The organism is Mangrovimonas sp. YM274 (assembly GCF_030908385.1).
Lineage (GTDB): Bacteria > Bacteroidota > Bacteroidia > Flavobacteriales > Flavobacteriaceae > Mangrovimonas_A.
This window is the reverse complement of sequence record NZ_CP133091.1, coordinates 3,699,774-3,720,335: the sequence shown is the minus strand read 5'-3', so window position 1 is coordinate 3,720,335 and position 20,562 is coordinate 3,699,774. Positions and strand designations below refer to the sequence as shown.

Annotated in this window: 17 protein-coding genes and 1 tRNA gene; 10 read left to right on the top strand and 8 right to left on the bottom strand. The window is 39.6% G+C overall.

The window, feature by feature from the left end; translation table 11 throughout:
* Positions 1 to 31 precede the first annotated feature (31 nt).
* Positions 32 to 655: a 50S ribosomal protein L25/general stress protein Ctc gene (locus tag RBH95_RS16290; RefSeq protein ID WP_307900620.1), complete on the bottom strand. Its 624-nt coding sequence runs from the start codon at positions 653 to 655 to the stop codon at positions 32 to 34.
* 12 nt (positions 656 to 667) lie between these two features.
* Complete coding sequence (locus RBH95_RS16285) at positions 668 to 1,609, bottom strand: ribose-phosphate pyrophosphokinase (RefSeq protein WP_053990799.1); 942 nt, start codon at positions 1,607 to 1,609, stop codon at positions 668 to 670.
* 148 nt (positions 1,610 to 1,757) lie between these two features.
* Here RBH95_RS16285 and RBH95_RS16280 point away from each other — a divergent pair.
* Positions 1,758 to 1,839: transfer RNA gene (locus RBH95_RS16280), tRNA-Leu, on the top strand.
* A 73-nt stretch (positions 1,840 to 1,912) separates the two neighbouring features.
* Here the strand turns inward: RBH95_RS16280 and RBH95_RS16275 are convergent.
* Positions 1,913 to 4,117 (bottom strand): heavy metal translocating P-type ATPase, encoded by a 2,205-nt coding sequence (locus tag RBH95_RS16275; RefSeq protein WP_307900619.1) that lies wholly within the window; start codon positions 4,115 to 4,117, stop codon positions 1,913 to 1,915.
* A gap of 346 nt (positions 4,118 to 4,463) precedes the next feature.
* Here RBH95_RS16275 and RBH95_RS16270 point away from each other — a divergent pair, with 346 nt between their 5' ends.
* Positions 4,464 to 5,303: a hypothetical protein gene (locus tag RBH95_RS16270; protein ID WP_307900618.1), complete on the top strand. Its 840-nt coding sequence runs from the start codon at positions 4,464 to 4,466 to the stop codon at positions 5,301 to 5,303.
* Between the two features lie 40 nt (positions 5,304 to 5,343).
* Here RBH95_RS16270 and RBH95_RS16265 read toward each other — a convergent pair whose 3' ends face one another.
* Both RBH95_RS16265 and RBH95_RS16260 read right to left on the bottom strand, forming a co-directional pair.
* On the bottom strand, positions 5,344 to 7,980 hold the full coding sequence (locus tag RBH95_RS16265) for a glycoside hydrolase family 3 C-terminal domain-containing protein (RefSeq protein ID WP_307900617.1): 2,637 nt from the start codon (positions 7,978 to 7,980) through the stop codon (positions 5,344 to 5,346).
* 125 nt (positions 7,981 to 8,105) lie between these two features.
* Complete coding sequence (locus RBH95_RS16260; protein ID WP_307900616.1) at positions 8,106 to 8,912, bottom strand: response regulator transcription factor; 807 nt, start codon at positions 8,910 to 8,912, stop codon at positions 8,106 to 8,108.
* Positions 8,913 to 9,281: 369 nt separating this feature from the next.
* On the opposite strand from RBH95_RS16260, the gene RBH95_RS16255 reads away from it, so the two are divergent.
* Positions 9,282 to 9,740, top strand: a complete 459-nt coding sequence (locus tag RBH95_RS16255; RefSeq protein WP_307900615.1) for a hypothetical protein — start codon at positions 9,282 to 9,284, stop codon at positions 9,738 to 9,740.
* 89 nt (positions 9,741 to 9,829) lie between these two features.
* Here the strand turns inward: RBH95_RS16255 and RBH95_RS16250 are convergent, their stop codons facing one another.
* The 3 genes from RBH95_RS16250 to RBH95_RS16240 all read right to left on the bottom strand — a co-directional run bounded on the left by RBH95_RS16250 (position 9,830) and on the right by RBH95_RS16240 (position 12,414).
* Entirely contained in the window at positions 9,830 to 10,174 is a 345-nt protein-coding gene (locus RBH95_RS16250) for an SdpI family protein (RefSeq protein ID WP_307900614.1), read from the bottom strand.
* Between the two features lie 58 nt (positions 10,175 to 10,232).
* A complete protein-coding gene (locus tag RBH95_RS16245; protein ID WP_307900613.1) occupies positions 10,233 to 11,918 on the bottom strand; it encodes an RluA family pseudouridine synthase in 1,686 nt (561 codons plus the stop codon).
* Between the two features lie 88 nt (positions 11,919 to 12,006).
* On the bottom strand, positions 12,007 to 12,414 hold the full coding sequence (locus tag RBH95_RS16240; RefSeq protein ID WP_307900612.1) for a gamma-glutamylcyclotransferase: 408 nt from the start codon (positions 12,412 to 12,414) through the stop codon (positions 12,007 to 12,009).
* A 157-nt stretch (positions 12,415 to 12,571) separates the two neighbouring features.
* Here RBH95_RS16240 and RBH95_RS16235 point away from each other — a divergent pair, with 157 nt between their 5' ends.
* The 7 genes from RBH95_RS16235 to RBH95_RS16205 all read left to right on the top strand — a co-directional run bounded on the left by RBH95_RS16235 (position 12,572) and on the right by RBH95_RS16205 (position 20,511).
* On the top strand, positions 12,572 to 12,970 hold the full coding sequence (locus tag RBH95_RS16235; RefSeq protein WP_307900611.1) for a DUF302 domain-containing protein: 399 nt from the start codon (positions 12,572 to 12,574) through the stop codon (positions 12,968 to 12,970).
* Positions 12,960 to 13,259, top strand: a complete 300-nt coding sequence (trxA, locus tag RBH95_RS16230; protein ID WP_076662457.1) for a thioredoxin — start codon at positions 12,960 to 12,962, stop codon at positions 13,257 to 13,259. Before RBH95_RS16235 ends, trxA begins: the two co-directional genes overlap by 11 nt.
* A 302-nt stretch (positions 13,260 to 13,561) precedes the next feature.
* On the top strand, positions 13,562 to 13,948 hold the full coding sequence (locus RBH95_RS16225; protein WP_307900610.1) for a hypothetical protein: 387 nt from the start codon (positions 13,562 to 13,564) through the stop codon (positions 13,946 to 13,948).
* 201 nt (positions 13,949 to 14,149) lie between these two features.
* Positions 14,150 to 14,566 carry a hypothetical protein gene (locus RBH95_RS16220; protein ID WP_307900609.1) on the top strand — a complete coding sequence of 139 codons (417 nt, stop codon included), beginning with the start codon at positions 14,150 to 14,152 and terminating at the stop codon, positions 14,564 to 14,566.
* A 154-nt stretch (positions 14,567 to 14,720) separates the two neighbouring features.
* Positions 14,721 to 15,803, top strand: coding sequence for an efflux RND transporter periplasmic adaptor subunit (locus RBH95_RS16215; RefSeq protein ID WP_307900608.1), 1,083 nt, complete (start codon positions 14,721 to 14,723; stop codon positions 15,801 to 15,803).
* 21 nt (positions 15,804 to 15,824) lie between these two features.
* Entirely contained in the window at positions 15,825 to 19,067 is a 3,243-nt protein-coding gene (locus RBH95_RS16210; RefSeq protein WP_307900607.1) for an efflux RND transporter permease subunit, read from the top strand.
* Complete coding sequence (locus RBH95_RS16205; protein ID WP_307900606.1) at positions 19,057 to 20,511, top strand: TolC family protein; 1,455 nt, start codon at positions 19,057 to 19,059, stop codon at positions 20,509 to 20,511. The genes RBH95_RS16210 and RBH95_RS16205 overlap by 11 nt, the downstream gene beginning before the upstream one ends.
* Positions 20,512 to 20,562 lie beyond the last annotated feature (51 nt).

The following is a 20,562-nucleotide window of genomic DNA, read 5'->3' as shown; positions in this document are numbered from 1 at the left end:
GGAGATGCTTTTTGAATATAAGATTTTAAATCTATTCTTGAGCTTCTGCTGCTGGTGTCTCAGCTGCATCGTCATCTAGATCTTCATCGTCATCAGACACGTTCATGGCTGCTCTAGAACGTCTTACTTGACATACTACAGTGTTGTCTGGGTGTAAGAATCTATACGCTTCATTTTCTAAAGCTGTAATGTAAAGCTTGCTACCAATTCTCAAAGGCGTAATGTCTGCCTCGATAAAATCTGGTAAGTTAGCAGGAAGTGCCTTCACTCTAAGTTTACGCTTGTTTTTACGCAATACACCACCATTTAATACCCCTCTGGAAGTACCGATAATGTGAACTGGGATATCCATAGTAATTTCTTTGTCCTCGAATAACTGGTAGAAATCGATGTGAAGAATTCTGTCAGTTACAGGGTGAAATTGGATGTCCTGTAAAACAGCGTTGTAAGTATCGCCATTTTCCAAAGCAATCACAACTGTATGCGCATCAGGCGTATAAACCAGTTTGGAGAATGCTAATTCAGGTGCTGAGAAATGTACTGGCTTATCTCCTCCGTATAATACGCAAGGAACCTGTCCAGCATTACGCAAGGCTTTCGTTGCTTTTTTGCCCACGCTTTCTCTTTGAGATCCATTGATTGTAATTGATTTCATTTGTTGTTTATATTAAATTAAAAATTTATTACTAATAGATTTGTTGTAGTGCACGTTGTGCATTACATCGGCAAACAGCTCGGCGCATGTCAATACGCGAATTTTGCTGCTTTCTTGTTTTAAAGGAATAGAGTCTGTAACAATCAATTCCTCCAATTTTGAATTCTCCAAACGCTCGTAGGCGCTACCGGAAAGAATAGGGTGGGTACAAATTGCGCGAACGCTTAAGGCGCCTCTTTCCATCATCAAATCGGCTGCTTTTGTTAAGGTTCCAGCGGTGTCCACCATATCATCAACCAAAACCACATTCTTGCCAGTTACATCACCAATAAGCTCCATATGGGAAATTAAGTTGGCTTTGGCGCGTTGCTTGTAACAGATAACTACATCACTACTCAATGCTTTGGAATAGGCATAAGCTCTTTTAGAACCTCCCATGTCAGGAGATGCAATGGTTAAATTGTCCAAGTTTAAGCTTTCCAAATACGGTAAAAAGATAGTAGATGCAAAGAGATGGTCTACCGGCTTTTCAAAGAATCCTTGAATTTGGTCTGCGTGCAAGTCCATAGTGATGATACGGGTTGCCCCTGCGGCTTCCAGCATTTTGGCAACCAATTTTGCAGCAATAGGCACTCGAGGTTTGTCCTTACGGTCTTGTCTGGCCCATCCAAAATATGGCAATACAGCAGTAATGTGTCTAGCAGAAGCACGCTTGGCGGCATCAATCATCAATAGCATTTCCATTAAGTTTTGAGGTCCAGGGTGAGTAGATCCAATAATGAAAATGCGAGTTCCTCTAATAGATTCCTCGTAAGAAGGTTGAAACTCTCCGTCGCTATAAGTTGAGGTAATCACGTTCCCCAATTTAACACCAAAGTTCTCGGCTATTTTTTCAGCGAGTTCCCTGCTTTGTGTACAGGTAAAAATTTTGGCTTCTGTAGCTACATTAGGCATTGGTAAATGTTTGTTTTGTAACGAATTAAAATTCGGTTTGTTAAATGAGGTGCAAATTTATGAATTTATTTTAAGTCTAAAAGAATAAAAGTTCTAAATTTTTCTTGCGAGAACGAAAATAATTTATAATTTTGCAATCCGATTTCAAGCCTTGGTGGCGGAATTGGTAGACGCGCTGGATTCAAAATCCAGTTTCTTCGGAAGTGTGGGTTCGATTCCCACCCAAGGTACAAAGACCCGGTTAATCCTAGATTAATCGGGTTTTGTGTTTTTATGGGTTGCCTTCTATTTGTTTAAACCACTTTACAGTTTATACTTCAACAACCGTAAGGCATTTAGAACGACCACTAATGTTGAGCCTTCATGACCTATAACGGCAGGGCCCAGGTCCACCATGCCCAAAATCGTTAATGGTACAAGAATTGCAACCATTCCTAAACTGATGATCAGGTTTTGTTTTATAATTCTCTTCGCTTTTCGACTAAGTCCAATGGCGAAAGGGAGGTTGTTCAATTTATCTGCCATTAAAGCGATGTCGGCAGTTTCCAAGGCCACGTCTGAACCAGCCGCTCCCATGGCGATTCCTACCGTGCTTTTTGCCATGGCAGGAGCATCGTTAACGCCGTCTCCCACCATAGCGACACTGCCCTTTTCTGTAGCTTTTAATTGTTCAATGGCTGTTACTTTGTCTTCTGGAAGCAGGCTGCCCAAAGGATCGGTAATACCTATGTTTTTCGCAATGGCATCCGCAACCTTTTGATGGTCTCCTGTTAACATTATCATTCTTTTAATGCCAAGTTCCTTTAAGGCTGAAAGTGTCTCTATGGCTTCTGGGCGGGCCACGTCCATCACTGAGATGACCCCCAAATAGTCTTTGTCTTGATGAACAATCATGGCGGTATGCCCCTCGGACTCGAGTTTTGACATGTTTCGGTCAATTTCAGGTGGGATTTCTTCACCTGTTATTTCTGTTAGGAGCCGCCTATTTCCTATGTGAATAACGGAATCCAGCCAAAAGGCTTTAATGCCTCTTGCTACCAAGGCTTCTAAATTTTCGGCTTCGGGAATGTCTGTTGCTCCCAATTCTTTCTTTCCACCTTCCACAATAGCTGCTGCCAATGGATGGTCGCTTAATGCCTCTACCGCTACCGCAGCTTTCAATAAGTGTTCCTTGGTCGTTTTTCCGTAAGGAATGGCGTTGGTAAGTTTAGGTTTGCCTTCCGTGAGCGTTCCTGTTTTATCAAAAGCAATGGCACTAAGCGCACCTAAGTCTTCTAATGGTCGCCCGCCTTTTATCAAAACGCCTTGTCGAGCAGCCCTTGCTATTCCTGCCAAAACTGCGCTTGGTGTGGAGATGGCTAGGGCACAAGGCGAAGCAGCAATTAATACTGACATGGCCCTATAAAAACTTTGTTGAAAGGTCTCGTTAATGATTAAAAAGGCAAACAACAGTAATATCACCACAATCAAAACTATGGGGACATAGTATTTTTCAAACTTGTCTGTTAAGTGTTGTGTAGGGGATTTTTGGGTTTCAGCTTCTTTTACTAAAGTGATCAATCTGGAGAGGGTGCTGTCTTTTGCTTGCTTTAAAACTTTCACTTCCAAAACGCCGCTGCCATTTATCGTACCTGCAAATACGCGATTTTCAGGCGTTAACTTATTTATGTCATTTTCATTTTTCCATTGTAGGCTGGGACGTTTGTCAATAGGAAGGCTTTCCCCTGTAATTGGCGCTTGGTTAACGGCGCTGGTTCCTTTTATTATTACCCCGTCGGCTGCAATTTTAGTGTTGGGCTTAACCACGATAATATCTCCTACCATTAATTGCTCAACCCTAACCTCTGTTACAGCATTATCTCGTTTGACTAATGCTACGGGAGGTGTTAAATCGGAGAGTGCTCTGATCGATTTTCTCGCTTTTTTCATCGCGTAATGTTCCAAGGCATGGCCCAAACTGAATAAAAATAGCAGTAGTGCCCCTTCTCCCCATTTGCCCAAGGCTGCAGCACCTACAGCAGCAAATAGCATGAGAAAATCTATTTCAAACTGTCTTTTCAACAAATCTTTACCAGCCGTAATGAAGGTGAAAAATCCACCCCAAAAACAGCTGATAACAAAAAGGGTGGTGGGAACACTTTGGACAGTGTTAAAAGACAGGGAAATGACCAACCCAAATAGCCAAAATACCCCACTGATTATGGCAAAATATAATTCGGTGTTTTCTCCAAAAAACAGGAGTTTTGAGGAAATTTCGTGATGCCCAGTCGATTTATTTTTTTGGGGTGCACTATGAATCTGCCCGATTTTAAACCCTAATTGCTCTATGGATTGGATGATGGTGGATGGATTGGTCTGGCCATTATTGTTGTCCCATTCTAATTGGACCATTCCCGAAGCTGAAACAGAAACAAAATTGACGTCAATTTTGTTTCTTAAAATTTCTTCAATTCTTCGAGCCTTTCTAGCATGTCTAATTTCTTTTATTTCAATATGTAGCTTTGGCATAATTAAAATATCAATGCTGTTGGGACGTTTTTTGCAAAGGTGAAGAGTTGTTTTTGTAACCGTCAGTTATAACATTAAATATACTTTAATTTTGGTTTAGAGTGATTATATATTATAAGTAAATCGTTTCTAGTTTTGATGTTATAAGAAATCAGTTTAAGGATAATTTAAGAAAGATGCTTTTTAGTTATGAAGCTTTGTGTTGTACCATTTTTAAAGAATGGAGTAAAGCTTATATAAAAGAGTGTGATGTGTTGTAATTATTTGTTTGTCAGATGATTGTTTTTAATTATATTTAGAGAGCAATATCTGAAAAGTCTAACAACCAACAATAAAAACTACACCTATGAAAACACTATGCACCAAGAGGTCTTTTTTTATCCTCTTTTTATTTTTGACTTTCGGATTTATGGCTCAAGTATATGCCCAGGATAAGGTAATTATGCTTAGTGGGGAAGAAAAAACTGGTAAAATTTTAGGACTGGATGATAGCACCGTAAAATTTGTGCATAGTGGTGAAGATTTGGAATATACATTAAAGAAATCCGAGATTGAAAAAATTATTTTTTCTAGTGGTAGGGTTGAGGTGATTAACCAAAAGGTCGCTGCAGCAGACCCTTTGAAAACTGCCGCCGATAAACGTAACAAGATTGCTGTGATGCCTTTTAATGTAAATACAAATGATCCGGCTGTGGACCCAAATAGTATGGGCAAACAAATGCAGAATGATTGTGTATTTATTTTGAGAGCTGAAAAGGCAGGGATGTATACTATTCAAGACCCTATGACTACCGAAGCATTGTTGAGTCAGAATGGAATTTCCCCAGATCAAGTGAGAACAACGCCTCCTGGGGATATGGCGAAGATGCTGGGAGTGGAGTATGTGTTGTATGGTACTTGTGACCTTCAGAATAAAGGGGCGCGCTCTTACGGAAGTAGTGTCAATTCATATAATGAAAAGCAAAAACGTGATGATCGAGATAAAAAAACAAAAGGAACCGAGGTGACCTCAACTAATTCTAGCACTACTATAATGTATGATACTCACATTACCTTGAGTGTTTTTAACGATCAAGGGAAAAATGTGTATTCAGAAACTAGGAATCCTTTTGGTAGTGGTACAGATGCCTATTCGGCGGGTATGAAATATTTATTGAAACGCAGTCCCTTTGGCACAAAGCACTAGTGCTTTATTTGTCTAGCCTATTTACTTACTTAAAGAAATTTTATAAACCCTCTATTTCCAAAGTCCCTTTAACTTTAAATGCTCCTGAAATAACTTCGGTAGACGTTGCGTTGTTGGCTTCCGTAAAACCTGGTTGCTCACCACCAACAAAAAGTGTGAAATTACCAGACTCAATAACCCGTTTTGTTTGCTTATTAATTAATGAAAGCTGTCTTGGAGTTATTGAAATTTTAATGGATTTAGATTCGTTTGGTTTTAAATAGATACGGTCGAATGCTACAAGTTGTCTAATAGGTCTTGGAGTTGATGCTTTCTCGTCGGTTAAATACACTTGAATAACTTCATCGCCAGAGCGGTTTCCTGAATTTGTAACGGTAACAGATACGTCAAGATTTTCTCCAGCTTTGATTTGCTTTGGAAATTTTAAATCAGAATATTTAAACGTCGTATAGCTTAAGCCATACCCGAAAGGATAAAGCGGCTCGCCTTCAAAATAACGATAGGTTCTCCCTTTCATGTTGTAATCTTCAAAAGGCGGTAAATCTTTTAGTGAATTATAATAGGTAATTGGTAATCTTCCAGCAGGGTTATAATCTCCAAAAATGACATCTGCCAGCGCATTACCGCCTTCTTCACCAGGGTATCCCACATTAATAATGGCATCTACATGTTGCTTTGCCCAATTAATAGCCAGTGCACTTCCCGCATTAATAACTAAAATCACGGGCTTACCAGTGGCTTTTATGGCTTTAAGTAGTTCGGTTTGTTGTTGTGGTAAATCTAAGTCTTTTTTATCACCACCTTCGCCTTCCAGGCGCTGTGATAATCCTAGCACGACAACAGAAAGGTCAGCATTGTTCGCTGTTTCAACAGCTTCTTGAATTTTATAGGTATCTGTTCTAGCCCAAAGCATTTGTGCCAGAGCATTGGTTTCATCACTAAAATATCTAACCTCAATTTCATATTTTTTTCCTGCTTCTAGATTTAAAATGCTGGTAGCGTATTTAGGGTGATGCGCAGAACCCTTACCATTAGTAATATCTTGTCCTTCAATTTTTAGGGACATCCCTCGTTTTGATAAAATCGCTAGTTCATAGGAACCTGATGTTTGTGGCACCAAGTAACCCTTCCAAAGTACAGAGAAATTATCATCTAAATCAATAGAGATCGGATCGTTTTGCCATGAAAAATCAATATTATCATCTATACGTTGTAAAACAGGTGAGCCATCCCATTTGACATTATTAAAATATGAAGCCTCTAAACCTTGTTTACCGTCAAGAGTTTCAAAAAACACAGAAGGAATGGGCTTCAGGTTTAATTTTTCTTCGGAAAGGTGACAGCCTTCAGCATATGATATTTCAATAACAGGCTCTACTTTATTTTTTAAGCCTGTTAAAAAGGTAACCGGATTTTTAGGAGTACCGTGGTAGTTACCTAAAAGCGATTCCCAATTGTCTGCATTGGGACCAATAATAGCGATTTTGTTAAGTTTATTTTTGTCTAACGGCAATAAATTATCGCTGTTTTTTAAAAGGATAATACTTTCCAGCGCTGCTTTTTTAGCTAAACTGTTGTTCGCATCGGAACAAACAATACTATATGGGATTTTTGAAAATTCAACGTCATTTTCACTATCAAACATTCCCAGTTTAAATCGCGCTAGCAAAGTGCGCTTTACTGCAATATTGATGTCTTCTTCACTTACTAAACCTTCCTCTAAAGCTTCTGTTAAATTGTTGTAGTAACTTCCGCAGTTTAGGTCACAACCTCCTTTTAGTCCAATGGAAGCAGCTTCGGCTTCGGTTTTTGCTATATGGTGGCCTGTATGAATATCTCGAATAGCACCACAATCGCTGACAACATAACCATCAAAGCCCCAATCGTCTCTTAATATCTTGTTTAATAAGAAATCACTACCGCTACACGATTCACCTCTAAATCGGTTGTAAGCCCCCATGATGGAGTAAACCTTAGCATCCATAACTGTTTTTCTAAAAGCTGGTAGATACGTTTCGTATAAATCTCTGTCACTTACATCCACATCAAAAGAGTGTCTTAATGCTTCAGGGCCCGAGTGAACCGCAAAATGCTTTGAAGTAGCGATTGTTTTTAAATATTTAGAATCTTCACCTTGAAGTCCTAGAATAAACTGAGAAGCTAACTCTCCTGTTAAAAAAGGATCCTCTCCATAGGTTTCATGTCCGCGTCCCCAACGAGGGTCACGAAATATATTGATATTGGGTGACCAAAAATCGAGGCCCGTGTAGATTCCTCTTTTATTGTTTCTAACAAATTCGTGATGTTTGGCTCTGGCTTCATCAGATATTACATCGCCAATTTCTTTTAAAAGCGATTTATTAAACGAAGCTGCTACAGAAATAGATTGAGGAAATACCGTAGCATAACCTGCTCTGGCAACACCGTGTAAACATTCGTTCCACCAATTATATTGAGGGACCTTTAATCTTGGAATAGCATCAGCATCATTCACTAATTGACTGATTTTTTCTTCAGTAGTCATCTGGTTAACCAAAATATCAACTCGTTTTTCAAAGGATAAATTAGTATTTAAATAAGAAAAGTCAATTTCGGTGTTTTGAGCAATGCCCAAATAACTTAAAAATAGAAAAAAGGCAACGAAGCACTTTTTTGAAGTGTTTGGTTTAATATTCATTTAGTTTGGTGTTCCTTATTTAGCCTAAAGGTAAAAGTTTGCCAAGAAATTTGTATGAAAAAGATGTCTTTTATAAGTTTTTAGTGTTGCAAAATCTTATTTTCGAATCTATTTTTAAGTTAAGTTTAAACGATCATTCCGGCATTAATGCACAGGCTAATTAATTCTGCAGTATTGCTGGCGCCAGATTTTAAAGCAATGTTTCTTCTATGTGTTTTTACGGTCTCGGCTGAAATGTGTAGAAGATTCGCGATGGTTTTAGTGCTTTTCCCTTTGGCTAAATGCTGTATGATTTCTTGTTCTCGTTTGGTAATGGTTTCTATCCAATCCGTCTTTTGGTCTGAGGAGTTTTGTGGGCAAAAATAATCCTTGTCTATATTTATATTGTAATAGGATTTTTCTCCTTCCAGGTTTATAAACGACACCTGATCTAAGGATTTTGCTTTGAGGTGGCTAATGTCCGTATGAATGCTTATGATATGTTTGGGAAGCGTTTCTTCGCTAAGTGCTATAATGGAGGTTTGAACCATCATAGTTTTTATTTTTTGGGCGTCGTCAAGCCGGTTGTAGGTAAATATTATTTTGTAATTAAGAATGTCATTTTTAGGTAAAAACTGGAAGAAAAAATCTTGAATTACCTTTTCCTTTTTTAAAATCTTTTGGAATTCTCCTGGTTGAACTTTTTCCAGCATTTTTTCCATGGTAACCTCTTCCGATGGGATGCCCAAAATTTGCTCAACACTTGGGGAGATATATTCCAAATCCAAGGTTTTAAGGTTGAGGATGTAATAATAACTGGCTCCTGGCGAAAAAATATTCGCGATTTTTATGAGTTGCTCCGTGTTTTTAAAAGCCTCTGCTTTCGCTATGTTTTGAGTATAATTTTCTTTCCAAAAGTTAATAATACTCTCTGGTTGGTTGTGAGAATCCATTTTTGTTTAGCTAATTGGGTGATAATTAAATTATTTAGATAAGACAGTTGTTGCAATTTTTATAGATGAAAATAATATTTCATCGACGAAAGGTTGAGCATGGGGTGTGTAAGTTGAAAATTGAAGTGGAATTTGAGCCAGCCAAATGTTGTGGACTTTGGAAATGGGAGTCCGTGCTCCCTTTGATGTGTAATATTTTTCTTTAAAATGAAGTTTTGGTTGCTTTCTTTCTAAAAATTAGTTGATAAAATTGAGAATTATGTTTTATGGTTGATTTTGAGTGTGTTAGAGTGTTTAATTTTTTGATTTTTCCCAATAAAGCAATAACTTCGTGTCCCTTAATTAATTACAATTGAAAAAACATATCAAATGATGCGAAATATTATTTTTGTTGCGTTGGTTTTATTGGGTTTTCAGATGAATGCCCAAGATTCCGAACTGGAAGCTTTCAAGGATCTGTTTAATTCGGAAAAGAAAATAGCCCTTGGAGAGTTTATGGGTTTGGATGCTACTGAAATTGCTAGGTTTTGGGAGATTTACGATGAATATTCATTGGAGAGAGAAGATTTGGTAGACAGGCGTATCACCTTACTAAAGAAATATGTCTATCAGTATGGATCTCTGTCCAATGAAGAAGCAAACGATATTGTGAAGGAAACCTTTTCAATAAGGGATAAGAGCGATAAAATTCAATGGAAATACTATAAAAAGTTCGAAAAGGAATTTGGAGCCAAAAAGGCCTCTCAGTTTGTCCAGTTTGAACGGTATGTGCAAACCTCTATAGACAATGAATTGCAAACAGCGCTTCCTATGATAGCGAAAATTTAGAGCCCAGTGTTCATTGTATTGAGCCACCTAGAAATAGGTGGTTTTTTTATGTTGATCAGAATCTGTGGTTGTAAGTAAATAGTCTAGTATTAGCGAAACTTTTGCTTCAAGGCATATTCTACTTTAATCAGCATGCCAATCACAGAGCCAATTAATGCAGCCATGCCCAAGGCGCTGGCTGTGCTATGGGATGGTGTAAATACAAATCCCAATAGACTAAATAGTATAAGGAAAGCTCCAGCTATCATTAATATTTTTGCGGCGTAAACTTGGGCAAAATCCCAGCGTTCCTGATTTTTCATGGAACTGCCAGTTTTGTAACCGTAAATAGGGTTGATGGTTTTGGGAGGAAATTTTAGCATGATTAGACCAAGTAAGATAAAGATGACTCCTGAACTGGACGGAATTAGAAATAAAGGATTGTCTACTGGCATTTGGGAACTTTTTTGTCTAAAATACAATTTTTTTAAAAAGTAAGTAATGCCTTTATTTTTAAAATGGCGCTTCGCAAATGATGGTTATGACCTCTTTGGAAACAGGGTGCGTAAATGTTAAACGTTCGGCATGAAGGTGTAATCTATCAGTTTTGGTGCCGTACAAATCATCGCCTACTATTGGAATTTGTAGGCCTTTACTATGCGCTGCATGGACACGTAGTTGGTGCGTGCGTCCCGTAATTGGATAGAAGTGAATACGGGTTTTTCCATTTTCTACAGATACTACTTCATAATTTGTTCTGGCCGGCTTTCCGTAATCGTAGCAGACCAATTGTTGAGGTCTGTTGTCCAAATCAACACGTAACGGTAAATCTATGGTGCCTTCGGTGGTGGCTAATTCGCCGTCCAAAAGTGCTACATAACGTTTTTTTACGGTACGTTCTATAAACTGTCTTTGCAGTAATTTGTGAGTGCGCTCGTTTTTGGCTACCAATAGTAAGCCAGACGTAGACATGTCTAAACGATGTACTAGTAGTGGACCTTTTGCTTTTGGTAGATATTGTTTCATTTTTGTCAACACCGATTGGTTTTGGGTCTTCCCTGGAACTGACAAAAATTCGTGTGGTTTGTTCACTAATAAAAGATGCTCGTCTTCAAACACAATGTCCAATTCCTTGTCATAGGTTATGGATTGCTCAATGGGATTGTCTTCCACGTTTAAGCCTTGCATCATATGTCCCAAAATGGGTTCGCACTTGCTGCGGCAAGAAGGGTAGAACTGTTTATGTTTACGCACTTCAGATTTTGGAGAGGCACCCCACCAAAATTCTGCCATGGCAATGGGCTGCAATTGGTTTTGATAGGCGTATTGAAATAACTTAGGGGCAGCGCATTCTCCCGATCCTGCTGGGGGAACAGGGGAGGTTGTGTCTTTAAAAATGTCCAATAAATCTTTTGAAAGGCCTTCGGCATTTAAAAAACGGTACTGTTCATGAAGTCGCTTTTGTAGATAAGCCGATTGTGATGCCCTTTTTTCTTTCAGTTTGTTGATGGGAGCGATGACTTTTGCCAAATTTAATTCAGCATCTTTAATTAGGGTTTCCCAATGTTGTTTCAGTTGTTTTAACTGAATTTGATACCCGATGCTTTCCCTTTTCAACCTTTCAAAAAGGACTTGATAGTCACTGTCGCTTAAAACTTCTTTGGCTTCATCCCGTTGTTTGTTGCGTTCTTTCTTTTTAGTCTTCATCATGGCCTTAAAGTCTGAAAGTTCTTTTTCGGCTTCCTTTTTACTTTTGGCTAAATGCTCTTTGGCTTTTTGTAAGTCGTTAGCACTTTCAAGGGTTTCAATGGTTCTATTGAGTTCATTAAGCTGGGCTTCTCCCTTTTTGTAAAAACCTTCTTTGTTTAAGGTGTCATATACAGTTGGAACAAAGCCTTTAAGGTGATTGCTTTCAGCTAATTTTCCAGAAAAGGCTGCTAGATAAGCCAATTCGTCCTGTTGATTTTTAACGACCATCACTCCAAACATTTTTCCAATAACCAAGCCTTGCATTTCTGGAGCTAAACCAAAATTATGCTCAAAATCGGTTTGGTTTTCCAAATAGATTTGCAAATCCTGTGCTGCCTGTATGCATAAGGCATGAGGTTGGTAGTAAAATGGAAATGTGAATTTTTCCGGTAAGTCCACTCCCGAATCCGCCTTTAAGGGATGTATCAATGTGTCGCCAAAATGTTGCATAGCTTCTGAAAAAGTGCCGCAAAGAAACGAAATAATAATGAATGTTAGCTTTGTCGTTAAGGGAGGCTAAGGCTTGCAAGTGTGATTTTTAGGGCGTCAAGTAGTTTCCTGAGTGGATCTGTTCCAGGTGCTCTGTGTCTAGATTGTAAATATACACCCATGATGAAACTGTGTTGCCATCTTCTAGATGGGAATCAACTTTCATACGTTTGTAGAGATCTGGTTCTGTGGAGTTGGGATCGATGCCTTCGTAACTATCCAAAACTTCAAAAACACGATTGGTATTGCTAAGCTGGTAAATGCTTCCGAAGACTTTATCTTTGGAATCGTCACTTAAAATAGCTCCTGGATAATTGTCTACCTTAAACAGTTTACCGTAAAAATAACCATCGCCTATCCATTGCGCATGTTCAAGTAAAAAGCGGGACATCTCGTGTCCTGTATCTTTTAATAAAGTACCATAAACAAATAAATAATCTTTTTCTAAGGGAGTCATGTTTACAAGAATGTTGCCTTTTGGTTTTTAAAAATATAAAAAATTGGGTTTGACTTAGAGTAATTATCTGTTCAAATACTGTAACCTAGGTCACGATAAAAAAGTTGGGTTTTCTTAACTTTGTATTTTAAATAACTGTAAATCAATCGATAAAAATATGAGTTATTATTTTTCAACAAACACAATGGGAACTTTTGATGAAACCATAGATAAAGTAACTGCTTTATTGAAACAGGAAGGTTTTGGTATATTAACGGAAATAGATATGAAGCAAACTTTGAAAAATAAGTTAGATGTGGATATCAAGAACTATAAAATTTTGGGTGCCTGTAATCCGCCATTTGCCTATAAGGCACTTCAGGCAGAGAATAAAATAGGAACTATGTTGCCCTGTAACTTTATTGTTCAGGAGCTTGGTCCTAACCAAATGGAAGTTTCCTGTATCAACCCCATGGTGTCTATGCAGGCCGTGGGTAACGACACCTTGAAGGATGTTGCCCAAGAAGTGAGTTCCAAATTAGAAAATGTGATCAAAAACCTTAACAATGAAGCGTAGTTTTAATGATATTGTCAATGCCGATACCCCTGTATTGGTAGATTTTTTTGCAGATTGGTGTGGGCCCTGTAAAATGTTGGCGCCTATTTTGAAACAGGTCAAGGAAAGTCTTGGCGACTCCGTTAAGATTGTAAAAATAGATGTGGATAAGAATAATGCCTTGGCAGCTAAGTATCAGGTTAGGGGTGTGCCTACAATGTTGCTTTTTAAAAATGGACAACAGGTGTGGCGACAATCTGGAGTGCTTCAGAAGGAAGATATTATTCAGGTGATTAAATCAAATTCTTAATAAGGTGAAATAAAAAAGGCGTGGGAGCTGAAACCACGCCTTTCACCTCGAGTTTATCGATGATTTAAGAAGACATGCTAATTACAGTCCCATCGATAGTTGTCCAGTTAAAGAGTGGCAAAGAAACTTATTCATGAGCGAAATGATGGGTTTCTTGGGTTAAGGAATGCTTAACTTTAGGTGAGAAATGTTAAGAGATGGTTTTTGGTGTCTTGAAAATTTGCCTGTGGATAACTGTCGTATTTCCGCTGTTAAAATGAGTATATTTTTTCGTAACTTTCTGATAATTAAATCATAGGGTCATGAAAATCAACAAGGAAAACATCCCCACTACCATGCAGTCTCCAGATTCGATTATGCGTGCTCAGGCCGATTTAGGAGCAATGACCGCTTGTTATAATGAGTTGCCAGCCGGAACCGACTTTACGCCACTTTTAGACGGCTTGGACAACAACAGTTGCCATTGCCCGCATTGGGGATACATTATTGAAGGGGCACTTTTGGTGCTTTATGACGATGGGAAAGAAGACCTGTTACAAGAGGGTGATGTATTTTATTTACCTGCAGGTCACACGGCCATAGTTCAGGAAAATGTCAAGTTCATTGATTTTAGTCCTACTAAGGAATACAATGAGGTAATTGCCCATGTTGGTAAGAAAATGGCAGAATTGGAAGGAGAGGCTTCCTGATTTCTTCGTGCGTTTGTTGCTTGTGTTTGGTCTTTGGTAGATAGGTGTTTGCGATTTATTGTTTTAGGGTTGGTCCTTTTTTCAGTATTTCTAAATTCAATCATCCAAAATAAGGGAATTCATAAAAGCAACACTTTTTTGCAAATATTTAATGTTTAAAATTTGTTTGGGTTCTTCGCTTCTTTTAGTTTTGCCTCCCAAATGATTAGAACATTTCTCAAATATCTTTTATTTGTATGTGCGGTACTCGTGTTTGGGTACGGCCAAGCCTATGCCAATCTTACGGTGAATGGGCAAGGAGAAATTGTTGCTAATCAATCTCAAACTATCGAGCAACAGCATCAGGAAGGAGCATTCGTTACCAAGGGATGGTCCAATTCCGAAAAGGAAATTCCGTTATTGGAAGTTTCCATTGCAGAACCTGAAGAAGAAAGTGCTCACCTTTACGATTTTGATAAACTTCTCCAAAGCCAAGGCTCCTACTTTGCGGCTATTTGTTTTGCCATAGCCACTGGCTTCATTCTTCTGGAAAAGAAGAAACACCTACCTTTTAGTAAGTGCCATGCGCATTTACCATCCCAAAAAATATCCGTCCTGTACCAAGTGTTCAGGATTTGATTTTTACGTATTAGGGCAATTTAGTATTGCCTAACTTCTGTAATGTGTCCTAAGGATCTAGACCTTTTAGCAGACATATTGCCTATTTCAATTCATACTTTTTTCAAACTATTCAAACATAAAGCCAAGGAGCTTTATACAAACAAAAATTATTATGAAGAGATTCCCAATTTACGTTGGTCTATTGGCCATGGCATGTAGTGTAGGTTGTAACTCGCACAAGGAAGAAAAGCACGAAGAACGGACCTTTCAGGTAACCAATCCTGTGTATAGGGACACTTCCATTACCAAGGAATATGTCTGTCAGGTGCACTCCATCCGAAATATCGAGATCAGAGCCATGGAAAAGGGCTACCTGCAAGACATTAGAGTAGATGAAGGTCAAAAGGTGAAAAAGGGACAGATGATGTTCCAGATCATGCCGAATATCTATCAAGCAGAACTTCAAAAGGCAAAGGCGGAAAGTGAGGCTGCTTCTATTGAATACCAAAATACCAAATTGTTGGCAGACAATGATGTTGTGTCTCCAAACGAATTGGCCCTGGCAAAGGCTAATTACGAAAAGTCTAAGGCAGAAGTAGCTTTGGCAGAAACCCATTTAGGATTTACCAATATTAAAGCGCCTTTTGATGGAATAATGGACCATCTGCATGTGCGTGAGGGCAGTATGTTGGAAGAAGGCGAGTTGTTGACAACGCTTTCAGACAACAGTCAGATGTGGGTATATTTCAATGTGCCTGAAGCCGAGTATTTGGATTATGTCATGAGCCAAAACAAAGACGATAAAAAGGAAGTTCGTTTGTTAATGGCAAACAATAAAACATTCAACCAAAAAGGTGTTGTTGAAACTATTGAAGGAGAATTCAATAACGAAACAGGAAATATTGCCTTTAGAGCGACCTTTCAAAATCCTGATGGCATTTTGCGTCATGGTGAAACAGGAACGGTCTTGATGACGACGCCTTTAAAACATGCCATGTTGATTCCGCAGAAGGCTACTTTTGAGGTTTTGGATAAACGTTACGTGTTTGTGGTAGATCAGGACCACATTGTTAGACAAAAGGAAATCAAGGTAGGCGCAGAGCTCTCGCATTTGTTTGTGGTTGAAGGTGGTCTTGATGAAAAGGATATCATTCTTTTGGAAGGCATCCGTTTGGTTAAGGACAGTCAGAAAATTGCTTATGAGCTAGAGCAACCAGATGAGGTTTTGGCCCATTTGGACGTTTACGCTGAATAATAATCCCAAAAATTTTAGATCATGTTTAAAAAGTTTATTCATAGACCGGTATTGGCTATTGTCATTTCGGTAATGATAGTTTTTGTGGGGTTATTGGCAATAAAGCAATTGCCTATTTCGCAATTTCCCCAAATCGCCCCAACCACCGTTAACATATTCATAGCCTATCCAGGGTCGAGTGCCGATGTTTTGGTAAAGTCAACCTTGATTCCTTTGGAAACCGCCATTAATGGAGTGCAAGGAATGCGATATATTGCTTCCGATGCCACCAGTGCGGGTGAAGGAACGGTAAGAATTATTTTCGATCCAGGTACTGATCCCAACGATGCAGTCGTCCGGGTCAAGACCAGAGTGGACCAAGTAATGCCGCTTTTGCCAGAATTGGTGCAAAGGGAAGGGGTGATTATTACGCCGGTTCAGCCTAGTATGTTGATGTATGTGAACCTGTATACCAAGAAGGGCAATACAGATGAAAAGTTTCTTTACAATTATGCGTACACCCGAATAGTTCCAGAGATTCAAAGGATCAACGGAATTGCGAGTGCCCAAATTTTAGGGAGCCGTAAATTTGCTATGAGGGTTTGGTTGAAACCAGACCGTATGCGTGCCTATAATATTTCGGCGGAAGAAGTGCTTGAGGCTATGGAGGACCAAAGTATTCTTGCACGTCCAGGACGTATTGGTAGGAGTTCTGGGAAAAAATCCCAATCCTTGGAGTATGTATTGACCTATCGTGACCGTTATAACGAGCCTGAAGAGTACAAGGAAATTATTGTAAGAGCCAATTCCGAAGGGGAAATGATTACCCTAGGCGATATTGCCGATGTGGAACTGGGGAGTGAATTCTTCGATATCTATTCCAATCTCGATGGGGAGCCTTCGGCTTCTATCGTGTTAAAGCAGACCTTTGGAAGTAACGGTAGTGATGTAATCAAGGCCGTAAAGGAAAAATTAAAGGAACTTAAGGAAGATTTGCCTCCAGGGGTGGATTATAAAATCAGTTATGATGTTTCCAATTTCTTGGATGCTTCCATAGAACAGGTATTGCACACGCTTCGAGATGCTTTCATCTTGGTGGCTATTGTGGTGTTCATATTCTTGGGAGACTGGCGTTCTACCTTAATCCCCATTATTGCCGTTCCGGTATCCTTGGTGGGGGCCTTTTTTGTGATGCAAATATTCGGCTTGTCCATTAACCTTATTACCCTTTTTGCCTTGGTATTGGCCATTGGTATTGTAGTGGATGATGCTATTGTGGTTGTGGAGGCTGTCCATATCAAGATGGAAGAAGAGCATCTCACGCCTTATCAGGCTTCCAGTAAAGTATTGGGTGAAATTGGAGGGGCTATTATTGCGATTACCTTGGTAATGGTTTCGGTTTTTATCCCTATTTCATTTTTGACTGGGCCAGTAGGGGTGTTCTACAGACAGTTCTCCATTACCATGGCAGGTGCTATTGTAATTTCAGCTGTAGTGGCCTTGACATTAACGCCTGTATTGTGTGCCATGATTTTAAAGAACAATCATGGGCAGCCTAGAAAGAAATCTTTGTTGAACCGTTTCATTGATAGTTTTAACCGTCTTTTTGAAAGATTGACGGGACGCTATGTAGGATTCCTGAAGCTCATTGTTCATAGAAGGGTGATTACGTTTGGGGTGCTGATAGCTTTCTGTATTGGAACTGGATTGGTGAATAAAGTGGTGCCTTCTGGATTTATTCCAAGTGAAGACCAAGGGATGATTTATGCCATCATTCAAACGCCGCCGGGAGCTACTTTGGAGCGTACTAATGATGTCGCTAGAAAACTTCAGGCGATGTGTGAAGAGATTGAAGGCGTGGAATCGGTATCGTCTTTGGCAGGGTATGAAATTATGACCGAAGGTCGTGGTTCCAACGCAGGAACCTGTTTGATCAACCTTAAGCCCTGGTCGGACCGTAAGCATTCGGTACACGAGATCATGGAAGAACTGGAAGAGGAAAGCAAGGATCTTGGAGCGGTCATTGAATATTTCGAACCACCTGCGGTACCAGGATTCGGGTCCTCGGGAGGGTTCTCCTTAAGATTATTGGATAAAACCAATGGCACCGATTATCATGAATTTGAAAGAATCAACAACGAGTTTTTGGAAGCTTTGGGACAGCGTAAGGAATTGAGCGGATTGTTTACCTTCTTTGCGGCCAATTATCCTCAATATGAGTTGAAGATCAATAATAAGGCAGCCATGCAAAAAGGGGTTTCCATTGGAAATGCCATGGAAAACCTCAATATTCTAATTGGTAGTACCTACGAGCAAGGGTTTATCAAGTTTGGGCGTTTCTTTAAGGTCTACACCCAAGCAGCTCCAGAGTACCGCAGCTTGCCAACCGATTTGGAAAAACTTTTTGTGAAAAACGAAGAAGGAGAAATGGTGCCCTATTCTTCTTTTATGACATTGGAAAAGAAATTGGGACCTAACGAGATTACCCGATACAATTTGTACAATTCCGCAGCCATTCGAGGGTTGCCTTCTAAAGGCTATACTAGTGATGATGCCATTAAGGCCATTCAAGAAGTAGCGCAGCAAACCTTGCCTGGTGGGTATGATATTGCTTGGGAAGGGCTTTCGTACGACGAAGCGCAACGCGGTAACGACGCTCTTTATGTGTTTATCGTGGTATTGATCTTTGTGTATTTTGTATTGGCAGCTCAATATGAGAGTTTCCTGTTGCCGTTGGCAGTGTTGTTGTCATTGCCAATTGGAGTGTTTGGATCGTTTTTAATGTTGAAGGCTATGGGGCTATCCAATGATGTATATGCGCAAATCGGGATGATCATGCTTGTTGGATTGCTAAGTAAAAACGCCGTGCTTATTGTGGAGTTTGCGGTGCAAAGGCACAGGCAGGGTGCTACCGTTTTGGAAGCGGCTATTGAAGGAGCCAAAATGAGGTTCCGACCTATTTTGATGACATCGTTTGCCTTTATAGCTGGATTGGTGCCTTTGGTAATCGCTTCTGGTGCTGGGGCTATCGGAAATAGAACCATTGGAGGCTCTTCTTTAGGAGGTATGTTGATTGGAACTCTTTTTGGAGTGGTTGTCATTCCTGGGCTGTATTACATTTTTGGAAAAATGGCAGAAGGCAGAAGCTTGATCAAGGACGAGCACCAAGAGCCAATTTCTGAAGAGTTTGTGAGACGTGGTGAAGAAGAAAGTGCTTTAAGGCAGCGACTGAAAGAGATGAACAAACAAATCAAAAAACTAATGAAACGAAACAATGGAAAATAAATCAGTTTTTAAAATCTTCAATTTCAAAATTGGAGCACTTGTGGGGTTTGTGCTGTTCGCCTTTAGCAGTTGTGTGCCCACAAAGGAAGTTAGGGATGAGAATACGGCATTGCCAGAAACTTTCTCAGAGCAGGTTGTGGTGGATACGAGCAATTCTGCCAAGATCAATTGGAAGGAATTCTTCAAAGACGACTATTTAACGGCTTTGATCGATACGGCTTTGGTGAACAATCAAGAGCTTAATATCATGTTGATGCAAGTGGATATGGCTAAGAATGAAATTCGTGCTCGAAAAGGAGAGTATTTACCTTATGTCGATATTCAAGCCGCTGGTGAAGTAGAAAAAGTGGGACGTTATACCAGTCAAGGTGCCAACGATGCCAATACGGATATCAGACCTGGCGAAGAGTTTCCAGAGCCGTTGCCTAACTTTCAAGTGGCAGCTGTTGCTTCTTGGGAAGTGGATGTGTGGAAAAAGTTACGCAATTCCAAAAAGGCAGCAGTTATGGAGTACTTGTCTTCGGTGGAAGGGAAGAACTTTATGGTGACCAATCTTATTTCTGAAGTGGCGGAATCCTATTATGAGCTTCAGGCTTTAGATAATAAATTGGCCATTATCACTCAAAACTTACAATTGCAGCAAGATGCTTTAAAGACCATTCGTCTTCAAAAGCAAGCAGCCAAGGCTACCCAATTGGGGGTTCAGCGTTTGGAAGCTGAGGTTTTCAAGAACAAGAGTGAACTGTATTCAGTAAAACAGGAAGTGGTAGAGGCCGAAAATCGAATCAATTTCTTGATAGGAAGATCGCCTCAACATATCAATCGCGAATCTGAAGGGTTTATCGATACCGAAATGGACACGATTTTTGTAGGAGTCCCATCGCAATTGTTAGCCAATAGACCCGATATCCGTCAAGCGGAATACGAATTGGCAGCTGCCAAATTGGATGTCAAAGTGGCCAAGGCTAATTTTTACCCTTCCTTTACTATTAGGGCTGGTGTTGGCTTGGAGGCTTTCAGTTTGAAATATCTATTCAATACGCCAACCTCATTGCTGTACACTTTGGCAGGAGATATGGTGGCACCGCTTATCAACAGAAATGCCATTAAGGCGGAATATTTTAATGCCAATGACAGGCAGGTGCAGGCCATTTTTGAATACGAGAAGTCCATTTTGGGCGCCTACATTGAAGTGGTCAATGGGGTTTCCAAGATTGATAATTTGAGAGAAAGTTACCACTTGAAAGAGCAACAGGTGGAAGCTTTAACGAAGTCTATCGATATTACTAATAAACTCTTTAGGTCGGCGAGAGCAGACTATATGGAAGTGTTGTTGACCCAAAGGGATGCGTTGGAATCGAAGATGGAATTGGTAGAAACCAAAAAAGAGCAAATGACTGCTTTTGTAACAATGTATAAAGCCCTCGGGGGCGGATGGAATTAATTCCTTGGTATAGGAATTATGGTTGGTTGATGAGAACCCCCATGTGTACTG